22 protein-coding genes and 2 tRNA genes are annotated in these 25,504 nt (G+C 61.7%); 16 read left to right on the plus strand and 8 right to left on the minus strand.

Translation table 11 applies throughout. The features are described 5' to 3' along the window. The first annotated feature begins 234 nt into the window (after nt 1-234). Nucleotides 235-477, plus strand: coding sequence for a hypothetical protein (locus tag ACXJKO_RS09970; RefSeq protein WP_457090935.1), 243 nt, complete (start codon nt 235-237; stop codon nt 475-477). A gap of 23 nt (nt 478-500) precedes the next feature. Here the strand turns inward: ACXJKO_RS09970 and ACXJKO_RS09975 are convergent, their stop codons facing one another. Together ACXJKO_RS09975 and ACXJKO_RS09980 are read right to left on the minus strand one after the other, a co-directional pair. Further along, nucleotides 501-962 carry a YidB family protein gene (locus ACXJKO_RS09975; RefSeq protein WP_457090936.1) on the minus strand — a complete coding sequence of 154 codons (462 nt, stop codon included), beginning with the start codon at nt 960-962 and terminating at the stop codon, nt 501-503. A gap of 279 nt (nt 963-1,241) precedes the next feature. Further along, nucleotides 1,242-2,492, minus strand: coding sequence for an AGE family epimerase/isomerase (locus ACXJKO_RS09980; protein ID WP_457090937.1), 1,251 nt, complete (start codon nt 2,490-2,492; stop codon nt 1,242-1,244). Nucleotides 2,493-2,649: 157 nt separating this feature from the next. Between ACXJKO_RS09980 and ACXJKO_RS09985 the strand changes: the two genes are divergently transcribed. Beyond that, nucleotides 2,650-3,369, plus strand: a complete 720-nt coding sequence (locus ACXJKO_RS09985; RefSeq protein ID WP_457090938.1) for a sigma-70 family RNA polymerase sigma factor — start codon at nt 2,650-2,652, stop codon at nt 3,367-3,369. Between the two features lie 172 nt (nt 3,370-3,541). Then, on the plus strand, nt 3,542-3,964 hold the full coding sequence (locus tag ACXJKO_RS09990; RefSeq protein ID WP_457090939.1) for a hypothetical protein: 423 nt from the start codon (nt 3,542-3,544) through the stop codon (nt 3,962-3,964). A gap of 21 nt (nt 3,965-3,985) precedes the next feature. Here ACXJKO_RS09990 and ACXJKO_RS09995 read toward each other — a convergent pair whose 3' ends face one another. After that, the gene (locus ACXJKO_RS09995) at nt 3,986-5,164 is read right to left on the minus strand and encodes an RtcB family protein (RefSeq protein ID WP_457090940.1); all 1,179 of its coding nucleotides are present in this window, start codon (nt 5,162-5,164) and stop codon (nt 3,986-3,988) included. A gap of 286 nt (nt 5,165-5,450) precedes the next feature. Here ACXJKO_RS09995 and ACXJKO_RS10000 point away from each other — a divergent pair, with 286 nt between their 5' ends. From ACXJKO_RS10000 to ACXJKO_RS10015, 4 genes are all read left to right on the plus strand, one after another. Continuing rightward, entirely contained in the window at nt 5,451-6,833 is a 1,383-nt protein-coding gene (locus tag ACXJKO_RS10000) for a M10 family metallopeptidase (RefSeq protein WP_457090941.1), read from the plus strand. Between the two features lie 296 nt (nt 6,834-7,129). After that, nucleotides 7,130-8,845: an ArnT family glycosyltransferase gene (locus ACXJKO_RS10005; protein WP_457090942.1), complete on the plus strand. Its 1,716-nt coding sequence runs from the start codon at nt 7,130-7,132 to the stop codon at nt 8,843-8,845. A gap of 45 nt (nt 8,846-8,890) precedes the next feature. Beyond that, nucleotides 8,891-9,622, plus strand: coding sequence for a glycosyltransferase family 2 protein (locus ACXJKO_RS10010; RefSeq protein ID WP_457090943.1), 732 nt, complete (start codon nt 8,891-8,893; stop codon nt 9,620-9,622). After that, complete coding sequence (locus tag ACXJKO_RS10015) at nt 9,622-9,963, plus strand: lipid-A-disaccharide synthase N-terminal domain-containing protein (RefSeq protein ID WP_457090944.1); 342 nt, start codon at nt 9,622-9,624, stop codon at nt 9,961-9,963. Before ACXJKO_RS10010 ends, ACXJKO_RS10015 begins: the two co-directional genes overlap by 1 nt. Before the next feature lie 102 nt (nt 9,964-10,065). On the opposite strand, the gene metC is transcribed toward ACXJKO_RS10015, so the two are convergent. Next, nucleotides 10,066-11,250, minus strand: a complete 1,185-nt coding sequence (gene metC, locus ACXJKO_RS10020; protein WP_457090945.1) for a cystathionine beta-lyase — start codon at nt 11,248-11,250, stop codon at nt 10,066-10,068. A gap of 229 nt (nt 11,251-11,479) precedes the next feature. Here metC and ACXJKO_RS10025 point away from each other — a divergent pair, with 229 nt between their 5' ends. From ACXJKO_RS10025 to ACXJKO_RS10040, 4 genes are all read left to right on the plus strand, one after another. Next, complete coding sequence (locus ACXJKO_RS10025; protein ID WP_457090946.1) at nt 11,480-12,499, plus strand: amino acid ABC transporter substrate-binding protein; 1,020 nt, start codon at nt 11,480-11,482, stop codon at nt 12,497-12,499. Nucleotides 12,500-12,641: 142 nt separating this feature from the next. Continuing rightward, entirely contained in the window at nt 12,642-13,844 is a 1,203-nt protein-coding gene (locus ACXJKO_RS10030) for an amino acid ABC transporter permease (RefSeq protein ID WP_457090947.1), read from the plus strand. 11 nt (nt 13,845-13,855) lie between these two features. Then, entirely contained in the window at nt 13,856-15,175 is a 1,320-nt protein-coding gene (locus tag ACXJKO_RS10035; protein ID WP_457090948.1) for an ABC transporter permease subunit, read from the plus strand. A gap of 6 nt (nt 15,176-15,181) precedes the next feature. Then, nucleotides 15,182-15,970, plus strand: coding sequence for an amino acid ABC transporter ATP-binding protein (locus tag ACXJKO_RS10040; protein ID WP_457090949.1), 789 nt, complete (start codon nt 15,182-15,184; stop codon nt 15,968-15,970). A gap of 124 nt (nt 15,971-16,094) precedes the next feature. On the opposite strand, the gene sseA is transcribed toward ACXJKO_RS10040, so the two are convergent. The 4 genes from sseA to ACXJKO_RS10060 form a co-directional block, all read right to left on the minus strand. Then, nucleotides 16,095-16,949 carry a 3-mercaptopyruvate sulfurtransferase gene (gene sseA, locus ACXJKO_RS10045; protein ID WP_457090950.1) on the minus strand — a complete coding sequence of 285 codons (855 nt, stop codon included), beginning with the start codon at nt 16,947-16,949 and terminating at the stop codon, nt 16,095-16,097. Between the two features lie 41 nt (nt 16,950-16,990). Next, on the minus strand, nt 16,991-17,713 hold the full coding sequence (locus ACXJKO_RS10050; protein ID WP_457090951.1) for an alanyl-tRNA editing protein: 723 nt from the start codon (nt 17,711-17,713) through the stop codon (nt 16,991-16,993). A gap of 57 nt (nt 17,714-17,770) precedes the next feature. Further along, nucleotides 17,771-19,246: a cryptochrome/photolyase family protein gene (locus tag ACXJKO_RS10055; protein ID WP_457090952.1), complete on the minus strand. Its 1,476-nt coding sequence runs from the start codon at nt 19,244-19,246 to the stop codon at nt 17,771-17,773. A 130-nt stretch (nt 19,247-19,376) separates the two neighbouring features. Further along, a tRNA-Asn gene (locus ACXJKO_RS10060) sits at nt 19,377-19,451 on the minus strand. Between the two features lie 199 nt (nt 19,452-19,650). On the opposite strand from ACXJKO_RS10060, the gene ACXJKO_RS10065 reads away from it, so the two are divergent. The 5 genes from ACXJKO_RS10065 to ACXJKO_RS10085 all read left to right on the plus strand — a co-directional run bounded on the left by ACXJKO_RS10065 (nt 19,651) and on the right by ACXJKO_RS10085 (nt 25,497). Continuing rightward, nucleotides 19,651-19,724: transfer RNA gene (locus ACXJKO_RS10065), tRNA-Cys, on the plus strand. Between the two features lie 24 nt (nt 19,725-19,748). Further along, complete coding sequence (locus ACXJKO_RS10070) at nt 19,749-20,411, plus strand: protein-L-isoaspartate O-methyltransferase family protein (RefSeq protein ID WP_457090953.1); 663 nt, start codon at nt 19,749-19,751, stop codon at nt 20,409-20,411. Nucleotides 20,412-20,637: 226 nt separating this feature from the next. Next, complete coding sequence (locus tag ACXJKO_RS10075; RefSeq protein ID WP_457090954.1) at nt 20,638-22,020, plus strand: TolC family outer membrane protein; 1,383 nt, start codon at nt 20,638-20,640, stop codon at nt 22,018-22,020. A gap of 120 nt (nt 22,021-22,140) precedes the next feature. Then, nucleotides 22,141-22,695, plus strand: a complete 555-nt coding sequence (locus ACXJKO_RS10080; protein WP_457090955.1) for a DUF2497 domain-containing protein — start codon at nt 22,141-22,143, stop codon at nt 22,693-22,695. Nucleotides 22,696-22,788: 93 nt separating this feature from the next. After that, nucleotides 22,789-25,497: a valine--tRNA ligase gene (locus ACXJKO_RS10085; protein ID WP_457090956.1), complete on the plus strand. Its 2,709-nt coding sequence runs from the start codon at nt 22,789-22,791 to the stop codon at nt 25,495-25,497. The last annotated feature ends 7 nt before the right edge of the window (nt 25,498-25,504 follow it).

Below are 25,504 nucleotides of genomic sequence, written 5' to 3' on the forward strand. Positions count from 1 at the left end.
GGCTCGTCCAGCAGGGGTGGCCGGATGTCGGCGTGCTGGTGATTTCCGGCAAGGTTGCGCCCAAGCCAGGCGACCTGCCGGTCGGGGCGCATTTCCTGCAAAAGCCCGTGCGCCCGAAGGATCTGATCGCGGCGCTCAAGCAGGTGATGACCTCGAAGAAGCTCGAGGCATGATCGGGTCTGCGCCTGGACAGACTTTCAATCAGCTTATGGATCGAATGACAGAGGTTGGGCCATGACAAGGCCGAAGGTGGGTTTCGCGGGCCGTCATGTCCCGCTGCCCCGCTCACGATTGTTGAGGGTTTCGCTTGGTGTCGCCCTTGTGATGGGTGGTCTCGTCGGCTTMCTGCCGATCCTCGGCTTCTGGATGGTGCCTCTCGGAGTCATCATCCTGTCGATTGACCTCGCGATTGCCCGCCGCTTTCGCCGGCGAATTGTCGTCTGGTGGGGGCGACGACAGCAGAAGAGGCGGGCCTGAAGAGGCCCGCCTCGTTTTTAGGCTCAGGACGGAAGGCGTCCGTCGGGGGTGTATTGATCGACGGCCTTGGGCAATTCCCTCGACAGCCGGGCGAGAAGCTCCTCGCGTGAGAGGCCCGTCTGTTGCGACAATGTATCGAGGACATCGGGGCCTATCGCCTGTTCGAGCTGCGGCGGGGCGATGTCCTTGTTGGGACCGGTGCCGACCCAGGAATCGGCGACCTCTCCCTGGCCGCTCTGGCGGAAGCTATCGAGCAATTCGCCGAGCCCGCCGCCGAGAAGGCCACCTGCGCCTGCTCCGCCGAGCCCGCCGAGCAAACCGCCTAGCCCGCCAAGGCCACCCTGCTGCTGCGGCTGTCCGGCAAGGTTAGGATCGGCTGAGGCCTGTCCCCCACGAAGCATTTCCGCAATCTTGTCACGGTTCTGGTAGCCCGCAATGGCGAGGAGACCGAGAAGGGCTGTCATGGAAGGGTATCCGCGGCTCATGTCACATCTCCTTGTGTTGATCGAACACGAACGGCGTAGCGGTGAAATCGGTTCCGATCCGTGCCGATAAAGCTCCATTGTTGCAAAGGCTTTTGGCATCGCGTGCGCTTGAATAGGGCTTGAGCGTTCCCTGTTAGGAACCGGAGCGAAATGGGTAGGGACGGGTGGTCTGGAATTTCGCGCCAGCCGCATCATCGCCGTTTCATTCGAGACGATCTGCATCGTCACGGCAGGCGCGCATTCCGACGCGTGAGGCCTGGATGCTTCAATCGCTCAGCCCTAAGCGGCGTTCTGCGGAATGACGCGTGTCAGGCTGCCCGTTGCCGGGAAGAGCGGGATCAGGCAGGCTTGAAGTGCGTGGTAGAGATCGGGCTTGCCTGCGAAGACTGTCGAGGCCGGAGAGAGGTCTTCCGTCAGTTCAGGCCGCCAGCCGCCATGCGTATGGTCGATGAGATGGCTTTGCGCGAAGTTCCATGCCTGTCGATACCATTTCTCGTGAAAGTCGCTGGGTTGATGCTCGCAGAGAAAGGCCGCAGCGCCGATGGCTTCAGCACAGGGCCACCAGAGTTTCTCGGGGCGTCTTGGCCGGTCGTTCCAATCGAGCGCGTAGAAGAAGCCGCCTCTTTGCCGATCCCATCCAAGTTCGATGGATTGCCGGAACAACTCGCTCGCGGCGTCCGGCATCCAGGCATGACGCTGGCCGCCCAGACTCCAGAGTTGAAGGAGAAGCCGCGCCCATTCGAGCCAATGTCCCGGCGTCGTGCCGTAGGGGCGAAACATATCGGAGCCGCGATATTCCTTGTCGAGGCTCCAATCTTCGTTGAAATGCTCCGCCACGCGATAGCCGAGAGAAGTGGCATGACGACCGATGATGAGGCTCGCGATGCGCTCGGCTCTGTCGAGATAGATCCGCTCGCCCGTGGCCTCGAATGCGGCCATGAGCGCTTCCGTCAGATGCATGTTGGAGTTCTGGCCGCGATAAGTGCTGAAGGGCGACCAGTCACGCGAGAACTCCTCTTGCACGGCGCCGTGCTGTTCCTCCCAGAAACGCTCGTCGATCACCTGTGAAATATCCGCCAGCAGCGCGTCCGCGAGCGGGTGTCCCACCACCTTCGCGCTTGAAGCGGCGAGCAGGACGAAGGCATGGCCATAGGCCTGTTTCGTGTCGTCCTGCGGGCCATCGTTATCGAGTGCCCAGAGATAGCCGCCGTGCTGCGCATCGCGGTGACTGTTCCAGAGATAGCTCATGCCATGATCGACGATGGCGTCGCATCCGGGCCTTCCCAGCAGGTGGCCGATGGCGAAGCAATGCACCATGCGGGTGGTGCTGTGGATCTGGCGAAGCGGATTGGCCCGGTCGAGCGGCTGGCCTGCCTCATCGAGATGATAAAACCCGCCTTCGGGGTTGATCATGCCGGGCTGGAAGAAATCGAAGAGATCTTCTGCCTGCTCCAGAAGCCATTGCCTGTGGAATCGATTCGTTTTCCAACCTGGGCCAATGGGAGGGAGGATCGGGGATGTGTCTGCCATGGGAAAACCTCAGGACGCCTCCGTCAGGCACACAGAATAGTGATTTCCGGCATCTTCGGGGAGTAAGACGTTCGGTGCGGTCTGATGACGCATTTTCTATAGGCGAATTGTCACTCCGGGTATTCAAATCTCATAAGCGCGCCCCAGATAATCACGCATGCCCGATACATTGAAATCCACTCCTTCGATCACTCATTCGGACAGCTCCGCCGCGGCCCTGAGCGCTGCTGTCCGGCTTCATCTCGGCAAGCAGCTCCGCGCCCTTTATGGGGACCCCGCGGAGAGCAAGCTTCCACGCGATCTGGCCAAGCTCGCCGAGCGCGTAGCCCAGGTCATCCGCGCCCATACGGAGCCTGTGGACCAGGCCTTCGTCGATGGCGTCATGGATGCCCTGCCGAACCTGCGCGCCTTTGCTCTGTCCCTGACCGGAAAGCTCGATCAGGCCGAGGATCTGGTTCAGGATACGGTTCTCAAGGCCCTGACGAAGCAGGACACTTTCGAGTCCGGTACGAACCTTCAGGCCTGGCTGTTCACCATTCTGCGCAACGGCTTCTACTCGACCCACCGTAAGACGAGCCGCGAGGTCGAGGATGGTGACGGCAGCCATGCCGCGAGCATGGTCGCGATTCCGGACCAGGAGGACAAGCTGGCCCTGCAGGATCTCTCGACGGCGCTGGATAAGCTGCCCCAGGAGCAGCGCGAGGCGATCATCCTCATCGGCGCGGAAGGCATGTCCTACGAGGACGCGGCCGAGGCGCTCGGCGTGAAGGTCGGCACCATCAAGAGCCGCGTGAACCGGGCCCGCAACCGTCTCGCGGAATTGATGGGTGTCGCCTCCGAGCGGCTCAGCAGCCACAACGAAGCAACCAGCGCCTGATATTCAAAGCCTCGCATGCATGGGCAGCTGCCCATGCATGCGAGGCCTTTATTGTGTTGCCTAAAATTTCTGCGCGATGCAACCGCGCCGACGGCGAACTTTCCTTAAGGATCACGGTTGAGCTGACAGCTGGTGGGTGCTCGAAAACCGCTCTTCTGCCAAGGAGGGGAGCATGGAACACAGACCTCTGTCTGAACTCGGCCACGTCGCCGACTTGAAGCCCTCGCAAAATGTCGTCCTGTCGAAGCGCGAACGTCTGGATCGCTGGGCGGAACTGCTGGAGCGCGAACCTGATCGCGTCCTCCGAACCCTCGATGAGATCGAATGGAAGCCGCAGGCCGTTCGCAGGGCGCTTCGTGCGGACAACTCGGCTCTGACGGTTGCCTTCAACGATCCGGTGATGCGCACGGCGGGCCTGTTGAGCGACAGGTTCGGCGATGCGGTCGATTTCTTCCAGATCTCCGAACATGATGCGCATATCGTGCTCTGCTCGTGCCATGGCGGTGAATCCATGCGCGCGGAAGAGGCGGCGCGGCGTGTACGCGGCATACGCTCTCCGAGCTTGTGGTCGCTCTATTTCGGCTGGCTTCGATAAACAGACGGCTTTGGAGAGTCTTCAATCCTTGTAAGGATCGAACTCCCCAGGGCCGGCCATCGCCACAGCGAACGGGCGCAAGGTGTGTTCGACGCGGATCGTCTTCGCGTGATAGGCGAGCACGTCTTCGAGGCGGCGATAAACCATCGGGCTTTCATCGACATCGCCGCCGCGCAGGATCACGCCCTTGTCGCGCAGCCACTGGTCCATCTCCTCGCGCGTGAAGCGGGGAGGGCGAACCCATTCGCCGGCCTTGTTCTTCTTGCCCTTCGCCTCCATGCGCCCGAACAGACGGCCCGCGCCGTGCACGGTCGAATAGAGACTGTCCGCGCTGTCAGGACTATCGACGCCATGCAGGATGACGGCGTTGTCGCCCATGGAGCCGCCGACGAAACCGCGCTGGTCAGGGAAGGCAGGCGTGGCGCCTTTACGAACGACCCAATAGTTGCGCCCGCCATGGTTTTCGCGCCAGACGAAATTGTGGTGGTTGTGAACGCTGTCGGTGACCGTGCCGCCGATGATCTGGCGCACGCGCTCGACGACCCACTCGCGACCGGCATAGGCATAGAGCCCGCCGAGTTGCACGCCGGCGATGTAGCTGCGCCCAATCTCGCTGTTCTGATGCACGAGGGCGGGATCGACCTCCATGCCGTCTTTCGCGCCCACCAGCTCGAGGTGCTTCGTCGTGATTCTGTGGCCGAGGCCGCGTGAGCCGAAATGCACGCCGATCCAGACATATCCTTCCTCGTCCTCGAACAGATCGACGTAATGGTTGCCGGACCCGACCGTACCGAGCTGCTGCAATGCCATGGTCTTGAGTTCACGAACCCCAGCCTCTTCCCAGAGAGGTGAATCGAACAGCTCGTGATTGACCCTGACCGCGTTCTTCTGGCCCACGCCGAAGCTGATGACTTTGCCGATGTCGCCTAGGATCTGCTTTGCCTTGCCGGCGATGTCCTCGTAGCGGGTGTCGAGGCGAACGGCCATGTTGCCGCAGGCGATGTCGAAGCCGACGCCGCTGATGGAGATATGCTCCTCATAGGCCACCACGCCGCCGATGGGATGCGCGTAGCCGAGGTGCCCGTCCGCGCAGAGAACACCTTTGACGGCGCTGCCGACACTCATGCAGCGATCGAGCTGCTTGATCGTCTTCTCATCGTGCTCCCCGTAGATGCGGGTATTGGCGCCAGCGCTCATCATCGTTCTCTGCATGATCGGACTGAGACAACCGGCTGCCCAGTGGTGCCGTTCCTCGATTTGGAATTGGCCTGCAATCAGCGATTTTCACGCCAGTAAGCTTGGCTGATAGCCAATCCTGCCTTGTCTATAAAGGCTTGCGATAAGTTATTAAGCCCAAGCCATGCGTAATCATGCTTATGATCTTGAATAAATATCTAGAACAGAATGCTTTTTCATCCTTATGGAGGATAAGAAACGAGCCCGCAGCATGCTCTATGAACGGTGGGGGCTGCTTGCGAGGATTTGTATGGTCGGAACAGTTTCGGTCCAAAGCACCGGCAATCAGGATATCGACGGCGTTCTTTCGACTTCACGCTGGAACAGCTTGAATCTCAACTACAGTTTCCCGGTGAATGCCGGRTATCTGGGAAGCGCCTATGGAAAAGGCGAAACGCAGAACAATTTTGCCGGCCTGACCCAGCTTCAGGCGCAAGCTGCCCGGAAGGTCCTCGGCGTTGTCTCCTCCCTGACCAATCTCACCTTTACTGAGATGCAGGAGACGCAGTCCAACCACGCGACCCTGCGCATGGCTCGCTCGGACGAGCCCGAGGCCGCTTGGACCTATCTGCCGGGGCAAGCGGAAGAGGCGGGGGACAGTTGGTTCGGCAATTCCATCGGATGGTTCGACGAGCCGGTTCAGGGCGAATACGCCTATTACGTTTTCATGCATGAGATTTTGCACGCTATCGGACTGAAGCACGGAAACGAGACCACCGGCTTCGGCGCCATGACGCCTGGTCACGATTCCATGGAATATTCCGTGATGACCTATCGGTCCTATGTAGGATCGTCAGGGCAATATCTGGAGAACGAATATTGGGGCTTTGCCCAAACGCCCATGATGGTCGATATCGCCGCTCTCCAGCACCTCTACGGCGCGAATTTCGGCACCCATGCCGGGAACACGGCATACACTTGGAACCCGGAGACTGGGCAGGCCTTCATCAACGGCGCGGGCCAAGACGTACCCGGCGACAACAGGGTCCTCATGACCGTGTGGGACGGGGGCGGGGTCGATACCTACGATTTATCCAACTATGCGACCAATCTTCGGGTCGATCTTCGGCCGGGCGAGTGGTCCAGCGTGTCCTCCTCGCAAACGGCCATGCTCGGCGACGAGAATCCCGCCCGGGGCAATATCGCCAATGCGATGCTCCACCAGGGGGATATCCGCTCTCTCATCGAGAACGCCATCGGCGGGCCGGGTAGTGACATCATCATCGGCAATCAGGGCAGCAACACTCTCAACGGTGGCAGCGGCGCCGACAAGCTCTCCGGCTTAGGCGGATCGGACACTCTGGTCGGTGGGCCGGGAAAGGATTCGTTCGTTTTCGACACGAAGCCGAACCAGACCGGCAATCTCGACTGCATCACCGATTTCTCGGTCGCGGACGACACTATCATCCTCGAAAACGCGGTGTTCACGAAGGTGGGGGCGTCCGGAAAACTCTCCACGGGGGCCTTCTGGATCGGATCGGGAGCCCACGATTCCACCGACAGAGTCATCTACGACAATAGCTTCGGTAGGCTCCTTTACGATGCCGACGGCACCGGAAAAACTGTACCTGTTCAGTTTGCCCAGTTGGCCCAGGACTTGAAGATAACCGTGTCCGACTTCATCATCGCCTGAAAGGAACTTAAGAGCACCCACCTTTCACGTCATGGCCGGGCTCGTCCCGGCCATGACGATTGGAAAAGTACGGCGTTTCAAAACATCGTCATCACCGGCACAAGGCCGGTGATGACGTGTAGAGGGATGGCTGAAGGGTGGTTCCTGGGTCGATGATCCTTCGAAACCACGGTGCGTCAGCAGGCCTTGGGCCGATGATTTGACTTCCCGGCGGCTTTGGAGGACATCAGCGCCTTTGCAGGCTTCGTTTCCTGGAGAGCTCTCCGGGGCGGGGCCGGCCGCCTCCGGAGTCATCGATGGACGGTACCGTCCCCCAGCAGCACCTATCCCTTCGCCGGTTCTCCCTGGCGCAAGCGGCCAGCTTCGTAGAGCGGAGCCATGTCCGGCTCTGCGCTGTGCTCGTGCTCCTGTGCCTGGCCTGTTTCCTGCCGGGCTTCGCCGGCCTGCAGCCGATGGATCGCGACGAGCCCCGCTATGCCCAGGCCTCCAAGCAGATGCTGGAGACGGGCGATCTGGTGGATATCCGCTTCCAGGACGAGGCGCGGCATAAGAAGCCGGTCGGCATCTACTGGATGCAGAGCGCCACTGTAGCCGTGGGTGAAGCGCTGGGCGTGCCGGAAGCACGAACCACCATCGCCCTCTACCGCCTGCCATCCCTGTTCGGCGCCATTGCCACGGTGCTGCTGACCTATTGGGCGGCCCTGGCCTTCTTCGGCCGAAGAGGGGCTTTCCTGTCGGCGGCCCTCATGGCGACCTGCATCATCCTCATGGTCGAGGCCCGGTTGGCCAAGACGGATGCCATGCTCACCGCCTGCTCTGTCGCCGTCATGGGCGGTCTGGCGCGGGCCTATTTGAGCCGGGGAGCGGGAGTGCTGCCCCGCCGCGCCCTGCTGATTTTCTGGACCGGCTTCGCCCTCGGCATCCTGATCAAGGGGCCGCTGGTGCTCATGTTCGCTGGTCTGACGGCGGCGATCCTGTCCTATAAGGAGCGCTCGCCCCGCTGGCTTCTGACGTTGAAACCCTGGATCGGCCTTCTCGCGACGCTGGCCGTGGTGCTGCCCTGGTTCGCTGCCATCACCATCAAGAGCGGCGGCGCGTTCTTCTCCGAGGCGGTCGGCCACGACATGCTCGGCAAGGTCGGCACGGCCCAGAAATACCACTGGATGCCACCGGGCTTCTATCTGCTCTCGTTCTTTGCGACCTTCTGGCCCGGCGCAATCCTGGCCGCCATCGCGGCGCCCTTCGCCTGGATCCACCGGCGCGAGGAGCCTGTCGCCTTCGCCCTGGCCTGGATCGTTCCGTCCTGGATCGTCTTCGAGGCAGTTCCTACGAAGCTGCCGCACTACACCATGCCTCTGTTTCCGGCGGTCGCGATCCTGACCGTCATGGCGATCTCCCGCCATTATGTCGGCCCGCACCGGCCCGCCGCGAAACTGGCGACGGTCCTAATCCCGTTCATCCCCATCGGGCTTGCCATCGGCCTCTCAGTGGTGAACTGGAACTTCGACGGCACCCTGCCTTACCGCGCTCTCCCGCCCTTGGTTTTCGCCTCGCTGCTCGGGCTTTATGGGTGGTGGCTGTTCGTTCGGAACAAGGTGCTCAAGTCCATGTGGGCCGGGTTCCTGGCGGCTGTCTGCCTATCCATCGGCGTGTTCGGCTTTGCCCAGGAGGACCTTCGCTCCCTCAAGGTCTCGCCGAAGCTGGCCGAGGTGGCGCAGAACTTTCCTGGCGTGAAGAAGGTCGCGACCCTCGGCTACCGCGAGCCCAGCCTCGTGTTCCTTACGGGCACCGATCTCGACATGCTCGACAACGGCGCGGAGGCGGCGGCCTATCTGAAGCAGAACGCGTGCAGCCTCGTCTTCGTGGACCGGCGCTTCGAGGATGAGTTCCAGGCGGCTACCGCGCGGCTCAGGATCAAGCCTGCGCTCTCGACCCGCGTCACCGGATTTAATATCAACAGTGGACGCCGGGTCGATATCGGCGCCTATCGCATGGATTCGGGCTGCGTCTAGCCCATCCTGCATTGCAAGAGGTGGGCCTTCCCGGCCCCTGAACGTATGACTGAGCTTTCTCCGGCCCCGCGCATCAGCGTCGTGGTGCCCGTCAAGAACGAAGCCTTGAACATCCTCCCGCTGGTGGAGGAGATCGAGCGCGCCTGTGCTGCCCTGGCGCCGTTCGAGCTGATCTATGTGGATGACGGCTCCACCGATGCGACAGTGGAGCAGGTCGTGAACGCCCGCGCCACGCGGCCCTGGCTGCGTCTCGTGCGTCACAAGGCAAGCTGCGGGCAGAGCGCCGCGGTGCGCAGCGGCATACAGGTGGCGCGCGGCCCGATCATCGTGACGTTGGACGGCGACGGCCAGAACGATCCCGCCTTCATTCCGCAACTGGTCTCAGCTCTCGACAATCCCGACATCGGCCTCGCCGCGGGCCAGCGCCTTTCTCGCAAAGGGGCCGCCAAGCGCTGGCAGTCGCGCATCGCCAACGGCGTCCGCGGGCGCGTGCTGAAGGACGGCACGCGGGATACGGGCTGCGGGCTCAAGGCGTTTCGCCGCGACGTCTATATGAGCCTGCCGTATTTCGATGCCCTGCATCGCTTCATGCCGGCTCTCGTCAAGCGCGAGGGCTACACGATCGCCCATGTGGACGTGGTCGACAGGCCGCGCCATGCGGGCCAGTCCAATTACGGTCTCTTCGACCGGCTGTGGGTCGGCATCCTCGATCTCGCCGGCGTGTGGTGGTTGATCCGCCGTCGCCGGCGCGTGCCCGTTGTTCAGGAAACTCTCTAATGCTGGTGCGCCTGTCCCACGATATCGGATTGATCTTCTACGATATCGTCATTGCCCGTTTTGACACCTGGGCGGCCTTTGGCGTGCTGGCGCAGTTCGTCTTCGGTGCGCGCTTTATCGTGCAGTGGATCGCGAGCGAGAAGGCGGAAAAAAGCGTCATCCCGATGGGCTTCTGGGTTCTGTCCATCGTGGGTGGATTGATGACCCTCGTTTACGGGTTCATCCGGCGTGACATCGTCATCATCCTTCCCCAGGTCCTATCGATCTTCATCTATGTCCGCAATCTCATGCTAATTGCGAAGGAGAAGCGGCGGGCGGCGGAAGCGGATCTGCCGACGTAGCAGCGGCCATCTGCTTACAGGATTTCCAACCCACAAACCTCATCCTGAGGAGTCTGCGGAGCAGGCGTCTCGAACGACAAGGTTTGTGGTTGGCTCATTCGATCAGTCGCTTTCCCGCAGCCGCTTGAATCCTTCATCGAGATCGCGCTTGAGGTCGTCCAGATCCTCGAGCCCGATATGGAAGCGCAGGGCAGGACCGCCGGGTACCCATTGCGTCGCCGTCCGGTAGGTCGCGCAGTCGAAGGGGATCACGAGGCTCTCGAAGCCACCCCAGGAATAGCCCATCCCGAACAGTGACAGCCCGTCGAGCATTGCGGCGAGCGCCTTGTTCGAGAACGGCTTGAGGATGACCGAGAACAATCCCGACGAGCCCTTGAAATCCCGCTTCCAGATGTCGTGCCCGCGATAGGTTTCGAGGGCAGGGTGCAGAACCTTCTCCACCTCCGGACGCTCCGCGAGCCATCGGGCCATGTCGAGCGCCTGCTTCTCATGCTCGCGCAGGCGCAGCGCCAGGGTGCGCAGGCCCCGCAGGCCCAGGAACACGTCTTCCGGGCCGGGACACATGGCATAAGCGTCGTACGCGGCGCGCAGGTCCTTGAAGCAGCGTTCGTTGGCGGAGACCAGGCCGAGCAGCAGGTCCGAGCCGCCGCTGAGATATTTGGTGCCGGCCTCGATGGCGATGTCGACGCCGCGCTCGTGGGGCGGGAAGAGCAGGGGGGTGGCCCACGTGTTGTCCATGAGCACGACAGCCCCATGCCGGTGCGCCACCTCGGCGATGGCCGGGATGTCCTGCATCTCAATGGATTGTGATCCGGGGGCCTCGGTGAAGACCGCTGTCGTGTTCGAGCGGATGAGAGGCTCGATTCCGGCGCCGATTGACGGGTCGTAATAGGTAGTTTCCACACCAAATTTCTTGAGGATCCCGTTACAGAACTGCCGCGTGGGAAGGTAGACCGAATCYGTCATGAGCAGATGGTCGCCGGCCTTGAGGCACGACATCAGGGCTACCGTCACGGCAGCAAGGCCGGACGGCGCCAGCACCGTGCCTGCCGCTCCGGCGAGCTGGGTCCAGGCCTTTTCCAGCGAATCCGTGGTCGGAGTCCCTTTAGTTCCATAGGAATAGCGCCCGCGCCGATGGAGAAGGTCGTCCGTGGTGGGGTACAGGACCGTGGAGCCGCGATAGATCGGTGTGTTAATGAAACCGTGCTGTTCGAAGGGATCCCGGCCCGCGTGAACGAGGAGGGTACGTTCCGCTAGGTCGTGCGGCTTGGGGGGAAGTTTGGACATGGGCTCAAGGACTTGCTGAAGGGGGCTTGATCTGAGGCTGGAGCGCGGCTTGCGTCAACCCTCCAGCCAAAAAGCCTTCCATCAAGACTTGACCAGTGATCAATCATAGAATGTGATGGATCCCGATGCCGACATCGAACCGATGCGGCGCGGAACGGTCTGACCGTGGCTCGGCTGGGGGTAATAATAACTAGCGAGCCGAACTGTACTATTGGGAGAATATACCAGCATGAAAAAGGCTCTCGTAGCGATTGCCTTCGGCCTGACGGCGAGCGTGCTTGCCACAGGCGCATCCGCCCAGGCGACGCTCAACAGCGTCAAGCAGAAGGGCTTCCTGACCTGCGGTTCGAACACCGGCCTCGCCGGCTTCGGCCTGCCTGACGCTCAGGGCTCCTGGACCGGTCTCGACGTGGATCTCTGCCGCGCCGTGGCTGCCGCCATCTTCGACGATCCGACCAAGGTGCGCTACATCCCGCTCGCCGCCAAGGACCGCTTCACGGCGCTCCAGTCGGGCGAAGTGGACGTGCTGTCCCGTAACTCGACGATGACGATGTCGCGCGATACGCAGCTCGGCCTCGACTTCCCGGCCATCAACTACTTCGACGGCCAGGGCTTCATGGTCCGCAAGAAGCTTGGCGTTTCCTCCGCCAAGGAGCTGAACGGCGCTTCGATCTGCACCCAGCAGGGCACCACCACCGAGCTCAACCTCGCCGACTATTTCCGTGCCAACAACATGAAGTACGAAGTCGTGGCCTTCGCGACCTCGGACGAGACATTCAAGGCCTACGACGCCGGCCGCTGCGACGCGTTCACCACGGACGCTTCGGGCCTCTATTCCGAGCGCCTGCGCGCTTCGGCTCCGGACGATCATATCGTTTTGCCGGAAATCATCTCCAAGGAGCCGCTTGGCCCGGCAGTCCGCCACGGTGACAACCAGTGGGGCGATATCATCCGTTGGACGCACATGGCCATGCTGAACGCCGAAGAACTCGGCGTGACGAAGGCGAACGTCGACCAGATGAAGACCTCCGACAACCCGGAGATCAAGCGTCTGCTCGGCACCGAAGGCAAGTACGGCGAGGCTATCGGCCTGACGAACGATTGGGCCGTGCGCATCGTCAAGCACGTGGGCAACTACGGCGAATCCTTCGAGAAGAACGTCGGCGAAGGCTCCAAGCTGAAGATCAAGCGCGGCCAGAACGCTCTCTGGACCAAGGGCGGCCTGCAATACGGCATCCCGGTTCRCTAAGCGCACCGAAAACAGGGCGTCCGGACATTCCGGGCGCCCTTCTGCTATAATAAAAAATGCCGCCAGTTCATGGCAGACCGACACTTGCATGAACATGGGAGGACGGCACAAAAAAGAGCCAGCCGTCAGAGGATTCAGTTCAGTGCAGACCGCTGTCAGTCAGACATCACCCCCCAAAAAATCGTTTCTCTACGATCCAAAGGTTCGTGGGGTTTTCTTCCAGATTCTTCTCGTCCTCTTCGTTGTCGCGCTTTTCTATTTCGCGGCCTCGAATGCGATTGAGAATCTCCAGCGCGCTAAGATCGCATCAGGCTTCGGCTTCCTCGAAAACACCGCCGGCTTCGACATCAGCCAGTCGCTGATCCAGTTCAGCGCTGCAGGCTCGACCTACGGCGACGCCTTCATCGTCGGCCTGCTCAACACGCTGACCGTCTCGGCCATCGGTATCTTCTTCACGACGATCCTCGGCTTCCTCGTCGGCATTGCCCGCCTATCCAAGAACTGGATGGTGGCGAAGGTCGCCATGGTCTATGTCGAGACCCTGCGCAACATTCCCCTGCTGGTGCAACTGCTGTTCTGGTACATCGCGGTTCTCGGCCCGCTGCCGCAGCCGCGCAACTCTCTCGAATTGGGCGCCGGCTTCTTCATCAATTCCCGTGGCCTCTTCATGGCCCGTCCGATCTACGCCTTGGACGCATGGGCCATTCTGGCCGCGCTCGCCATCGGCATCGTCGGGAGCTTCCTCTATCGTCGCTGGGCCAAGGCCGAGCAGATACGGACCGGCCGGCAATCTCCCGTCGGCCTCGTGACGCTAGGCCTTGTCCTTGGCCTGCCCGTGGTGACCTGGATCGTCCTCGCGCTTGTCGGCCCCAATCCCATTACCTTTGAAGTGCCTGAGAAGGGCACCTTCAATCTGCGCGGCGGCATGCAGATCCTGCCTGAATTCGTGGCGCTGCTTCTCGGCCTCACCACCTACACGGCGGCCTTCATCGCCGAAGTGGTGCGCGCGGGCATTCTCGCCGTGTCGAAGGGGCAATCGGAGGCAGCCGGATCGCTTGGCCTCAAGCCGGGACAGACCCTGCGCCTCGTGGTCATTCCCCAGGCCATGCGCGTCATCATTCCGCCGCTGACGAGCCAGTACCTGAATCTCACGAAGAATTCCTCGCTGGCGGTGGCTATCGGCTATCCCGATCTCGTGCAGGTGTTCATGGGAACCGTGTTGRACCAGACCGGCCAGGCCATCGAGGTGGTCGTCATCACCATGGCTGTCTATCTCACGATCAGCCTCGTGACCTCAGGCATCATGAATATCTACAATCGCCGCGTGGCGATCGTCGAACGGTAAGGACGTCCGAGATGAGCACTACCGTCGATATCCCTCGTTTCGTTCAGGCCAAGCAGGTGGATGCGTTGCCGCCCCCCAACCTCGCGCGCGGTCCCATCGCCTGGGTTCGGGAAAACCTGTTCTCGGGTCTGTTCAACACCCTGCTGACGCTTGTCGTCTTCTATCTGCTCTACGTGTCCGTTCCGCCGCTGGTGAAGTTCCTCTTCATCGACGCTGTCTGGACCGGCGCGGATCGCGCGGCCTGCCGCGCCGATATGGGCGGCAGAGAGACCGGCGCCTGCTGGGCCTTCATTCATGAGAAGATCGGCTACTTCACCTACGGCTCCTATCCATTGCCCGAGCGGTGGAGGGTCAATGGATTCTTCGCGCTGCTGGCGCTGGGCGTCGGCTGGCTTCTATGGCTCAAGGCTCCCCGCCGCGACCTCGGCGCCGTCTATTTCTTCTGGTTGTTCCCGATCATCTCCTACATCCTGCTGACTGGTGGCGACGCGAATTTCAGCACAGGTTTCTGGATCTTCTTCGCCATCTCTGCCGCCCTTCTCATCGCGGTCTTTGCCCTCGTCGCATCGCTCCTGAAGGCGCCGCTGCGACCGGCGCTGATCCTCGGCGGCGGAATCGTCGGCGTGATCGGCGTGACGCTGGCATTGGTGGAAATCGACTGGGGCCTGACCCCGGTGCCGACATCCCTCTGGGGCGGCATCCTGGTCACCCTGCTGGTGGCGACCGTGGGCATCGTGGTCTCGCTGCCCTTCGGTATCCTGCTCGCCCTCGGGCGCCGCTCCAGGCTGCCGATCGTGCGGATGGCCTCGGTGATCTTCATCGAGTTCGTGCGCGGCGTACCGCTTATCACCGTGCTCATCATGGCCAACACCATGCTGCCGCTGTTCCTGCCCGGCGACATCACGGTGGACCGTCTCCTGCGGCCGCTCATCGGCACCGCGATCTTCGCCTCCGCCTACATGGCCGAGGTGGTGCGCGGCGGCCTCCAGGCCATGCCGAAGGGCCAGTATGAGGGCGCGATGTCGCTCGGCCTCAACTATCCGCAGATGATGATCCTGATCATCCTTCCGCAGGCCCTGCGGATCGTGATTCCCGGCATCGTGAACACCTTCATCGGCCTGTTCAAGGATACCTCGCTCGTGGCCATCGTCGGCATCTTCGATCTCGTCAAGACGATCGAGGCATCCCGCATCGATCCCAATTGGGCCGCGCCCAGCATCAGCCTCACGGGCTATGCCTTCGCAGCTCTCTTCTACTTCATCTTCTGCTTCGGCATGTCGCGCTATTCGCTCGGCGTCGAGCGGCGCCTCGCAGCAGGTCAGAAACGGTAAGCATCCATGGCAACGACACTTTCAACCTCACCCGTCCAGCCCGTCGCCGTCGACCCGAAGGCGCAGCCGGCCATCCAGTTGATCGACGTTCACAAGTGGTACGGCGAGTTCCACGTGCTGCGCGACATCAACCTCAACGTGAGCCGTAGCGAGCGCATCGTTATCTGCGGACCCTCCGGCTCCGGCAAGTCCACGATGATCCGCTGCATCAACCGTCTGGAAGAGCACCAGAAGGGCCGCATCATCGTCGACGGCACCGAGCTCACCAACGACCTCAAGCGCATCGACGAGGTGCGCCGCGATGTCGGCATGGTGTTCCAGCACTTCAACCTCTTCCCGCATCTCACGATCCTCGAGAACTGCACGCTGGCGCCGATCTGGGTGAAGAAGATGCCCAAGAAGGAAGCGGAAGAGATCGCCATGCACTACCTCAAGCGGGTCAAGATCCCCGAGCAGGCGAACAAGTATCCCGGCCAGCTCTCCGGCGGACAGCAGCAGCGCGTGGCGATTGCCCGCTCGCTGTGCATGAGCCCGAAGATCATGCTGTTCGACGAGCCCACCTCGGCGCTCGATCCCGAGATGGTGAAGGAGGTGCTCGACACCATGGTGGGCTTGGCGGACGAGGGCATGACCATGCTCTGCGTGACCCACGAGATGGGCTTTGCGCGCCAGGTGGCCGACCGGGTGATCTTCATGGATTACGGACAGATCGTGGAATCGAACACGCCCGACGAGTTCTTCAAGAACCCGCAGCACGAGCGCACCAGGCTCTTCCTCTCGCAGATCCTGCACTGAGCCAGGATAGCACTATGCAAAAGGCCCCGGTTTCCGGGGCCTTTTTCGTTTTAGCGGTTGGCTCTCTCGCGTCATGGCCCGACAAGCCTGGTGATGACGTGGGAGAGACGGATAATTGCCGCGTCTATTCCTTCTTCGCCGGCCCCGTCGCGATGGGCAGGTCGTCCCTGCCGCCCCAATCAGCCCATGAGCCGTCATAGATCGCCTTGGACGGACGGCCGGTTGTTTCCAGGGCGAGCGAGACCAATGCCGCCGAGACGCCGGAGCCGCAGGTAGTGATCACCGGGCGTTCGGGATCGATGCCGGCTTCTTTCAACGCCTGTTCCAAGCCCGCCTTGTCCTTCAACCGGCCGTTCTCGACGAGTGCGCTGAAGGGCAGGTTAAGGCTTCCTGGGATGTGGCCCGAGCGCAGGCCCGGACGCGGTTCCGGCGCTTCGCCCTTGAAGCGGTCGGCAGGACGGGCATCGACCACCTGGGCGGCTTTCGTGTTCAGGGCCGCCTGGACAGCGGATGCATCGGCTACCACGGATGGGTCGAATGTAGGTTTGAAGATGCGAGGCTCGCGCGGCTGGTGAGGGCCTGCCTCGATGGGACGGCCCTCGCTTTTCCAGGCGGGAAAACCGCCTTCGAGAATCGAGACGTTGCGCGCGCCGAACACGCGGAAGGTCCAGCGGACGCGCGCCGCCGCAAACAGGCCTGAGCCGTCATAGACGACGATGGCCATGTTCTCATCGATGCCCATCGCGCCCACGATCCTCGCGAACTCGTCGGCCGAGGGCAGCATGTGGGGCAGGGAGGAGGATTTGTCCCTGATCGCGTCGATATCGAAACGAACCGCGCCGGGAATGTGACCGGCCAGAAACTCCTCCTCGGCGTTCCGGTTCTGTGTGGGCAGATACCAGGACCCGTCGACGATCACGACGTTCGGGTCGTCCAGGTGCTCCTGCAACCGCGCGGTGGAGACGAAGGTCTGGGACATGGGAATGCTCCTGGCAGTCTTATGAGTTGGGAAATAGGGCGTCAGCCGGCAAGCGACATGCGCACGCGGCGGTTCTGCTTGCCCTTCTTTTCGATGTCGGTGACCACGACCGCGCCGATTTCGCCCGTGCGCCGCACATGCGTACCGCCACAGGGCTGCAGGTCGATGCCCTCTATTTCGACGAGGCGCACGCGGCCCGAGCCGCGCGGCGGCTGCACCGACATGGTCTTCACGAGGCCGGGATTGGCGTCGAGCTCCTCATCCGTGATCCAGCGGTCGGAGACTGGCGCGTCCCTTGTGATCAGGGCGTTGAGTTTCTCGGTGATCTCGGCCTTGTCGAGCCCCGCATCGGGAATATCGAAATCGAGCCGTCCATCGCCATCCCCGATGGAACCGCCGGTGACGGGATAGGGCAGGACGACGCTGAGCAGATGAAGCGCCGTGTGAACGCGCATGCGCTTGAAGCGCCGCTCCCAATCGAGCTGCAGCTCGACCTCGTCGCCGGGTGAAAAATGCGCCGCAGCCTCCGGGCCGACGAGATGCACGATCTGCGAGCGGTCGGTGCCGTAAACGGTGTTGGGCACCGCAAACTGGCTGCCGTCGGAAGCGCGGATGGTTCCCACATCCCCCGGCTGCCCGCCGCCTTGCGCATAGAATACCGTGCGGTCGAGAATGACGCCGCCTTCAGGCGTTACGCCGATCACTTTAGAGCGGCAGGATTGGGCATAGGCATTATCGCGAAACAAAAGGTCGGTGGCTGTCATCGTCATTCCGGGAAAGCATGAACGGACAGGGATGCTGACTGCTTCGCCCGCAATGGGTCAAGCCACTCCATTGGTATCATGAGAAGCCCCACGCAGGCTGCGAAACGCCTGGAGCGCCCGTTCGCGCGCCGGACCGTGCGGCACGATGGGGCGGGGATAGGTTTTTCCCAGGTCTATTCCAGCGGATGAGAGGATCTCCGGAGAGGCCTCCCACGGTTTGTGGATGAAGGCATCCGGCAACCCGGCAATCTCCGGCACGAAGCTGCGCACGTATTCGCCGGCGGGATCGAACTTCTCGCCTTGGGATACGGGATTGAAGATTCGGTGGAAGGGGGCCGAGTCGGGGCCTGACCCGGCGATCCATTGCCAGCTGAAGGCATTATTGGCAGGGTCGGCATCGACAAGCGTATCCCAGAACCACGCCTCGCCTTCGCGCCAATCGGTGAGCAGATGCTTCACTAGGAACGACGCCACGATCATCCGCACCCGGTTGTGCATCCATCCGGTACGCCAGAGCTGGCGCATGCCCGCATCCACGATGGGGTAGCCCGTGCGGCCTTTCTGCCAAGCTTCGAACGCAGCTTTGTCCGCAATCCAGGGAAAAGATTCGAAGCGCGGGCTGTGAGATCGCACCGGGAGATGTGGATAAGTGTGGAGAAGCTGATGGCAGAAATCGCGCCACACCACCTCGCTCAAGAACTTTTCCGCGTGCTGAGCCAATCCGTGATCGTCAGCGATGCGGTTTCGAACGGCGTGCCACATCTGCCGGGGGCTGATTTCACCGAATCTCAAATGCGGCGAGAGGCGCGATGTGCCTGCCCGCGAGGGAATATCCCGGTCGATAGCGTAGGCTTCCAACCCATCCTCGAGAAACTTCGCCAGTTTCTTCCGGGCAGAGGCCTCGCCGGGCTGCCAGTTGCGGTGAATCTCGCCGGCCCAATCGGGTGCGGTCGGCAGGAGACCAAGATCGTCGGGGTCGATGGCGGATTTGAGAATCGCGGAGGGCCAGTTGCCGGGGATGAGCTTTTTCGGAGCCGTGAGAGGCGGATTAACGCGCCTTGCCATCACGGCTCTCAGGTAGGGCGTGAAGACCTGGAAGGGTTTACCCGCCTGATTCAGCACCTGCCAAGGTTCGTGAATCAGCCTTCCGCTGAAGCTCTGTGCCTGAATTCCGAGGTCCGCCATCCTTTTCTTGATGGCGCTGTCGATGGCGATTTCTGCGGCGCCATAGCGGCGATTCCAGAAAATTGCCGAGGCGCTGGTCTTGGAGACCACCTTTTCCACGATTTCCGCAGGCGGTCCTCTGAACATGAGCAGGCGGGAGCCCAGCTTTTCCAACGATTCGTTCAAGGCCGTGAGGGATCCGTGCAGCCACCAGCGGGCTGCTCCGCCCAAGGGGCGAAGGCCTGGCGATTCCTCGTCTAGGATGGCAAAGCAAAGGACTGGCTGTCCGGTGGCGATGGCCGCAGCCAGGGCCGGGTTGTCGCTGAGCCGGTGATCGTCTCGAAACCAGACGAGGACAGGGGAGGCCAAGCCATTACTCTCAAAGCGGAAATTGTCGAGCTTGGCGCCTATCCAGCATGAAAGAGCGCACGCGCCAAGGGGAGGCGCGGGACCTACGGAGGATTAGGGTCTGACAGAAGGTGATTTTCCAGGGAGAAGTTGGCTCCGGCGGTAGGATTCGAACCTACGACCAACGGATTAACAGTCCGCTGCGCTACCGCTGCGCCACGCCGGAATAAGCCATACCTTCTGAGGACGGAGCCTCGCTCGCCGGGGCTGCCTGAGCAGCTGTCCTCGGCGACGGTGCGAGGCATATAACACGGGTTCAGCCGGTTGCAAGTCCCTAGATTGCGTCCGATGTCAGAAAAGGGACGTTGCTCTTTGGAAGGGTGCTTGCTATGGAGCGTTCGCCGCGTTCGCGGCACGCCCCGGATGGCCTCGTGGCGGAGTGGTTACGCAGAGGACTGCAAATCCTTGCACCCCGGTTCGATTCCGGGCGAGGCCTCCAATTCGAATTTCTGAGGCAATCTCCATGGTCGATTTCTCGCAAGCGCGCCGGATGATGGTTGATAGCCAGCTGCGCACTTTCGAAGTGAACGACTTCTCGCTGCTGGACGCCATGGACAGCGTACCGAGAGAGTTGTTTGTTCTCCCCGGCCGCGAAGACCTTGCCTATATCGATCAGGACATCCTGATCAGCGACGGCGCTGAACGCCGTTTCATGCTTTCCCCGATGAATCTGGGTCGTATGATCCAGGCGCTGAGCATCGATTCCGGTGAGAAGGTTCTCGATGTCGCCTGTGGTCGCGGCTACGCTTCGGCGGTGTTCGACAAGCTCGGCGCTCAGGTGACGGCGCTCGAATCCGATGCCGAGCTCGCTGCCGCCGCAAGGCAGAGTTTGACCGCCGCCGGCGCCGGCCGTGTGAAGATCGAGATCGGCGCCCTGGAAAAGGGCTACGCGGCAGGCGCCCCTTACGATGCCATTCTCATCAACGGTTCGGTGGATGCTCGCCCCGAAGGGCTTCTGCAGCAGCTGGCCGAAGGCGGCCGTCTGGTCTGTGTGAAGGGACGTGGACGCTCTGCGCGTGCAACCTTGTACGTGAGGTCCGGCGATGTCTTCGGTGAGCGCAATCTGTTCGATGCGGCCGCTCCTCTCCTGGCTCCTTTCGTCCAGGAGCCCGGATTCACGTTCTGATCTCTTACTAAATCCTTAATTTGTCTCGGAAATAGTGTCGCTTTTTTGCGCCACTCTTCAGCTAAAATTCAATTGAGCGCACGGCCTTATTGCCGACTCGTGTGACATGGTTATTGTTGCGCTTTGAGTGGGTTCGTGAATCGGTATCGATCGCGGTGGGCCCCAATCGAAGAAGTCGTTAAGGCAGGTGAGCGTGAACAGGAAGCAATCCAGCAGCAAGTATAGCATGCTCCTTGGAGTCATGGCCTCCGCGTTCGTGATCGCGGGCTCGGGCGGCGTATCGGCCGAGACCTTGGAAAGCGCCTTGGCTAAGGCCTATGGCAACAACCCCAACCTGAATGCCCAGCGCGCCGGCGTCCGCGCGGTGGACGAAACCGTCTCCCAGGCCAAGTCCGGCTACCGCCCGCAGGTCAATGCAAGTGCCGATATCGGACGTGAGTTCTCCCAGTACGATTCCCGCCGGCCGAGCGTTTTCAATCCTGGCAGCACTGAGAATATCAATCGCTCCACGCCTCGCGGTTACGGCATTCAGCTCGATCAATCGATCTTCAACGGCTTCCGGACGGATAACGCTGTTCGCCAGGCCGAGTCGAACGTTCTCGGTTCCCGTGAAAACCTGAACAACAACGAGCAGAATACCCTGTTCAACGCGGCCTCGTCCTACATGAACGTGCTGCGCGACACGGCCATTCTCGACCTTCAGCGCAACAACGTCGAGGTGATCGACGAGCAGCTGCGTCAGACGCAAGATCGCTTCAACGTAGGCGAAGTGACCCGCACGGACGTGGCGCAGGCCGAATCCCGCCTTGCCGCCTCCCGTTCGCAGGCCAGCCTCGCCGAAGCGAACCTGCGCGCCAGCATCGCCCAATACCGCCAGTTCATCGGTGTCGAGCCGCAGCAGCTGGCTCCGGGCCGTCCCCTCGACAAGCTGGTGCCGCGCACCGTCGATGCCGCCCTTAAATCTGCTTTCGGTGAGCATCCGGCCATCAAGTCGGCTCAGCATGCGGTCGATGCGGCCGATTTGCAGGTAAAGATCGAGCAGGGCGCTCTCGCGCCGTCCCTCGGCGTTCGAGCTACGGTTGCTCAGCGTTACGATGTTCAGGATGTTGGGGATGAATCCCTGAATGCCTCCGCTGTGGCGACCCTGTCGGTTCCGATCTACGAAGGCGGTCAGGCCTATTCGGCGACCCGCCAGGCCAAGGAGCAGGCAGGCCAGCGCCGCCTGGAGGCCGATTGGGTGCGCGATCAGGTGCGCGCCGCCGTCGTCTCGTCCTGGGGTCAGCTCGAGGCCGCCCGCGCGCAGATCCAAGCGGCCCAGGCTCAGATCGATGCGGCCGAAACGGCTCTCAACGGCGTCCGCGAAGAGGCCCGCGTCGGCCAGCGCACGACCCTGGACGTGCTGAACGCGCAGCAGGAACTCTTGAACGCCCGCGTGAACCTCATCACCGCTCAGCGCGACCGCGTGGTCGCCTCCTATGCGGTGGTGCAGGCCATGGGCCGTCTCCACTCCCGGAACCTGGGCCTGTCTGTCAACCACTACAGTCCGAAGGTTCACTACGATCAGGTCAAAGATCTTTGGATCGGTACTTCGATCCCTGACGGTCGTTGATAAGTTTAGGGGCCGGAACTATTCAGTTCTGGCCCCACTTGTTTTCCAATCTGTTGCGTAAAATACTTTAAGCGTTCGCAAGAACGTGATTCTAAAACAAATAATAAATTGGATGGGGCTATGGGTTCACAGAACCTGAAGGTCAATGAGCCATCGATGGAAGATATTTTAGCTTCCATCCGGCGTATCATCGCCGACGATATGGAGCCGTTGCATGAGCCGGAGGTTCGAGCGGCTGCGCCAACGCCCTTGAAGAGCGTGCTCGACATCGCGGAAAGCCAAGTGGCTCCAGTACGCTTCGGCGAGCATTCCAAAATGGAAGAGGCCCTTGTCTCCGAGGCCGATTCCTTCCAGGAGGAGCATTCCGTCTCCATCCTGATGGTGAATTACGAGGCCGAGCATCAGGCCGTCCAGGCTCCCGCCAAGCCTTGCGAGAAGAACCCCAGCGAGTCCCTGCTGTCGAACGTGGTCGGTGCCTCTGTGTCCGAGGCCTTCGGCAGGCTGAACGCAGTGGCTTTGCCCGCTCAGGCGGCTGCCCAGCCGAAAAGCATCGAGGATCTCATGGCGGAGCTGCTCCGCCCCATGCTGAAAGCCTGGCTGGATGAGAACCTTCCGGCTCTGGTCGAGCGGCTGGTTCAGACCGAAATCGAGCGTGTGACCSGCGGTCGGGCTTAAGATTTTCTCAGTCAAAGTTGACTTAGTCCGTCGTGTCCGGTTTGTAGCCCTCTTGCTTGCGCATTTTAGTGCGCCCAAGGGCCGGTATTCATCATGATGGACAAGACGTTCGATCCCGCTTCCGTCGAAGCGCGCATTTCCAACCGTTGGGAAGAGGCCGAGGCCTTCAAGGCCGGTCGGCCGGATCGCCAGGGCGCGGAGCCCTACACCATCGTTATCCCGCCCCCGAACGTAACGGGCTCGCTCCATATGGGGCATGCCCTCAACAACACGATTCAGGACATTCTCTGCCGCTTCGAGCGCATGCGTGGCAAGGACGTGCTCTGGCAGCCGGGCATGGACCATGCCGGCATCGCCACCCAGATGGTGGTCGAGCGCCAGCTCATGGAAAAGCAGATCCACCGCCGCGAACTCGGGCGCGAGGAGTTCATCAACCGCGTTTGGGCCTGGAAGGAAGAGTCCGGCGGGCGCATCAAGTCGCAGCTCCAGCGCCTAGGCGCGTCCTGCGACTGGTCGCGCGAGCGCTTCACCATGGACGAGGGCCTGTCCCAGGCCGTGCTGAAGGTCTTCATCGATCTCTACAACCAGGGCCTGATCTACAAGGACAAGCGCCTTGTGAACTGGGACCCCAAGTTCCAGACCGCGATCTCTGACCTTGAGGTCATGCAGGTCGAGGTGAAGGGCCATCTCTGGCACATTCGCTACGCCATCGAGGGCATGCCTGACCGCTCCATCACAGTCGCCACCACACGCCCCGAGACCATGCTGGGCGACGTGGCGGTTGCCGTGCATCCTGAGGACGAGCGCTACAAGGACCTGATCGGCAAATTCGCGATCCTGCCGCTGGTAGGCCGCCGCATCCCGATCGTGGCCGATGAATATTCCGACCCCGAGAAGGGCACGGGCGCGGTGAAGATCACGCCCGCGCACGACTTCAACGATTTCGAGGTCGGCAAGCGCCACAAGCTGCCGCTTATCAATATCTTCGGCACGGAGGCGCAGCTCGCGCTCGCCGGTAACGAGGCTTTCCTCGAAGGCATCGCTCAGACCGACGACCTGCAGGCGGTTCTGGCTCTCGACGGCCTCGACCGCTTCGAGGCGCGCAAGCGCATCGTCGCCATGCTCGAAGAGCGCGAGATCCTCGTCGAGATCGAGCCGCATACGAATACGGTGCCGCACGGCGACCGCTCGAACGTGGTCATCGAGCCGTATCTTACGGATCAATGGTACGTGAACGTGAAGCCGCTGGCGGATCGTGCGTTGGCGGCTGTGCGCAGCGGCAAGACAAAGTTCGTGCCGGAGAACTGGGAGAAGACCTACTTCCAGTGGCTCGAAAACATCGAGCCGTGGTGCATCTCGCGCCAGCTCTGGTGGGGCCACCAGATTCCGGCCTGGTACGACGATCAGGGCAATGTGTTCGTCGCACCTTCGGAAGAAGAAGCGAAGTCGCAGGCGCGCGCCAAGCACGGCAGGGACGTGGCGCTCACGCGCGACGAGGATGTGCTCGACACCTGGTTCTCATCCGCGCTGTGGCCGTTCTCGACCCTCGGCTGGCCGGAGAAGACGCCGGAGCTCAACCGCTATTACCCCACCAACACGCTGGTCACCGGCTTCGACATCATCTTCTTCTGGGTCGCCCGCATGATGATGATGGGCCTGCACTTCATGGACGAAGTGCCCTTCGACACGGTCTACATCCACGCTCTCGTCCGCGACGAGAAGGGCGCGAAGATGTCGAAGTCGAAAGGCAATGTCATCGACCCGCTCGATGTGGTGGAGCAATACGGCGCGGATGCGCTGCGCATGACGCTCACCTCGATGGCGGCGCAAGGCCGCGACATCAAGCTGTCGGTCCAGCGCGTCGAAAACTACCGCAACTTCTCGACCAAGATCTGGAACGCCGCCCGCTTCGCCGAAATGAACGAGTGCAAGCGCGTCGTGGGCTTCGATCCGAAGGCGGTGAAGGAGACACTCAACAAGTGGGCGCTCAGTGAATGCGCGAAGGCGATCAACGAAGTCGCCGCCGGCATTCAGGCCTACAAGTTCAACGAGGCGGCGAATGCTGCTTATCGCTTCGTGTGGAATGTGTTCTGCGACTGGACGCTGGAACTGTCCAAGCCCGTGCTGCAAGGCGCGGATTCGCCTGCCAAGGATGAGACCCGCGCCACCATCGCGTTCATTCTCGATGAGATCTGCAAGCTCCTGCACCCCATCATGCCCTTCCTCACGGAAGAGCTGTGGGAGGTGAAGGGGCAGGAGGGTCCGAAGCGCGAGAGCATTCTTGCTCTCAGCTCCTGGTCGAACCTCGATCACCTCATCGACCCGCAGGCCGAAGCCGAGATCGGCTGGGTGGTGGATCTCGTCACTGAGATCCGCTCCGCCCGTTCCGAGACCAACGTGCCGGCCGGCGCGCAGATCCCGCTCGTACTCGTCGCATCCTCAACAGACGTGAAAGCTCGCGCGGATCGCTGGGGCGATATCGTGAAGCGTCTTGCACGCATCTCCGAAATCTCCTTCGCGGATGCCGCGCCGAAGAGCTCGATCCAGCTCATCATTCGCGGTGAAGTGGCTGCCCTTCCGCTGGAAGGCGTGATCGACCTCGATGCCGAGCGCGCCCGCCTCGCCAAGGAAATCCAGAAGCTCGACGTGGAAGTCGGCAAGATCGACGCGAAACTCGGGAACGCGGATTTCATCAAGCGCGCGCCGGAAGAAGTGGTCGATGAGCAGCGGGAGCGTCGCGACGAGGCTCTTGCCCGCAAGAGCAAGATGGAAGAGGCGCTGAGCCGCCTCAAGGATGCGTGAAGCATCT

The organism is Microvirga sp. P5_D2 (assembly GCF_054049475.1).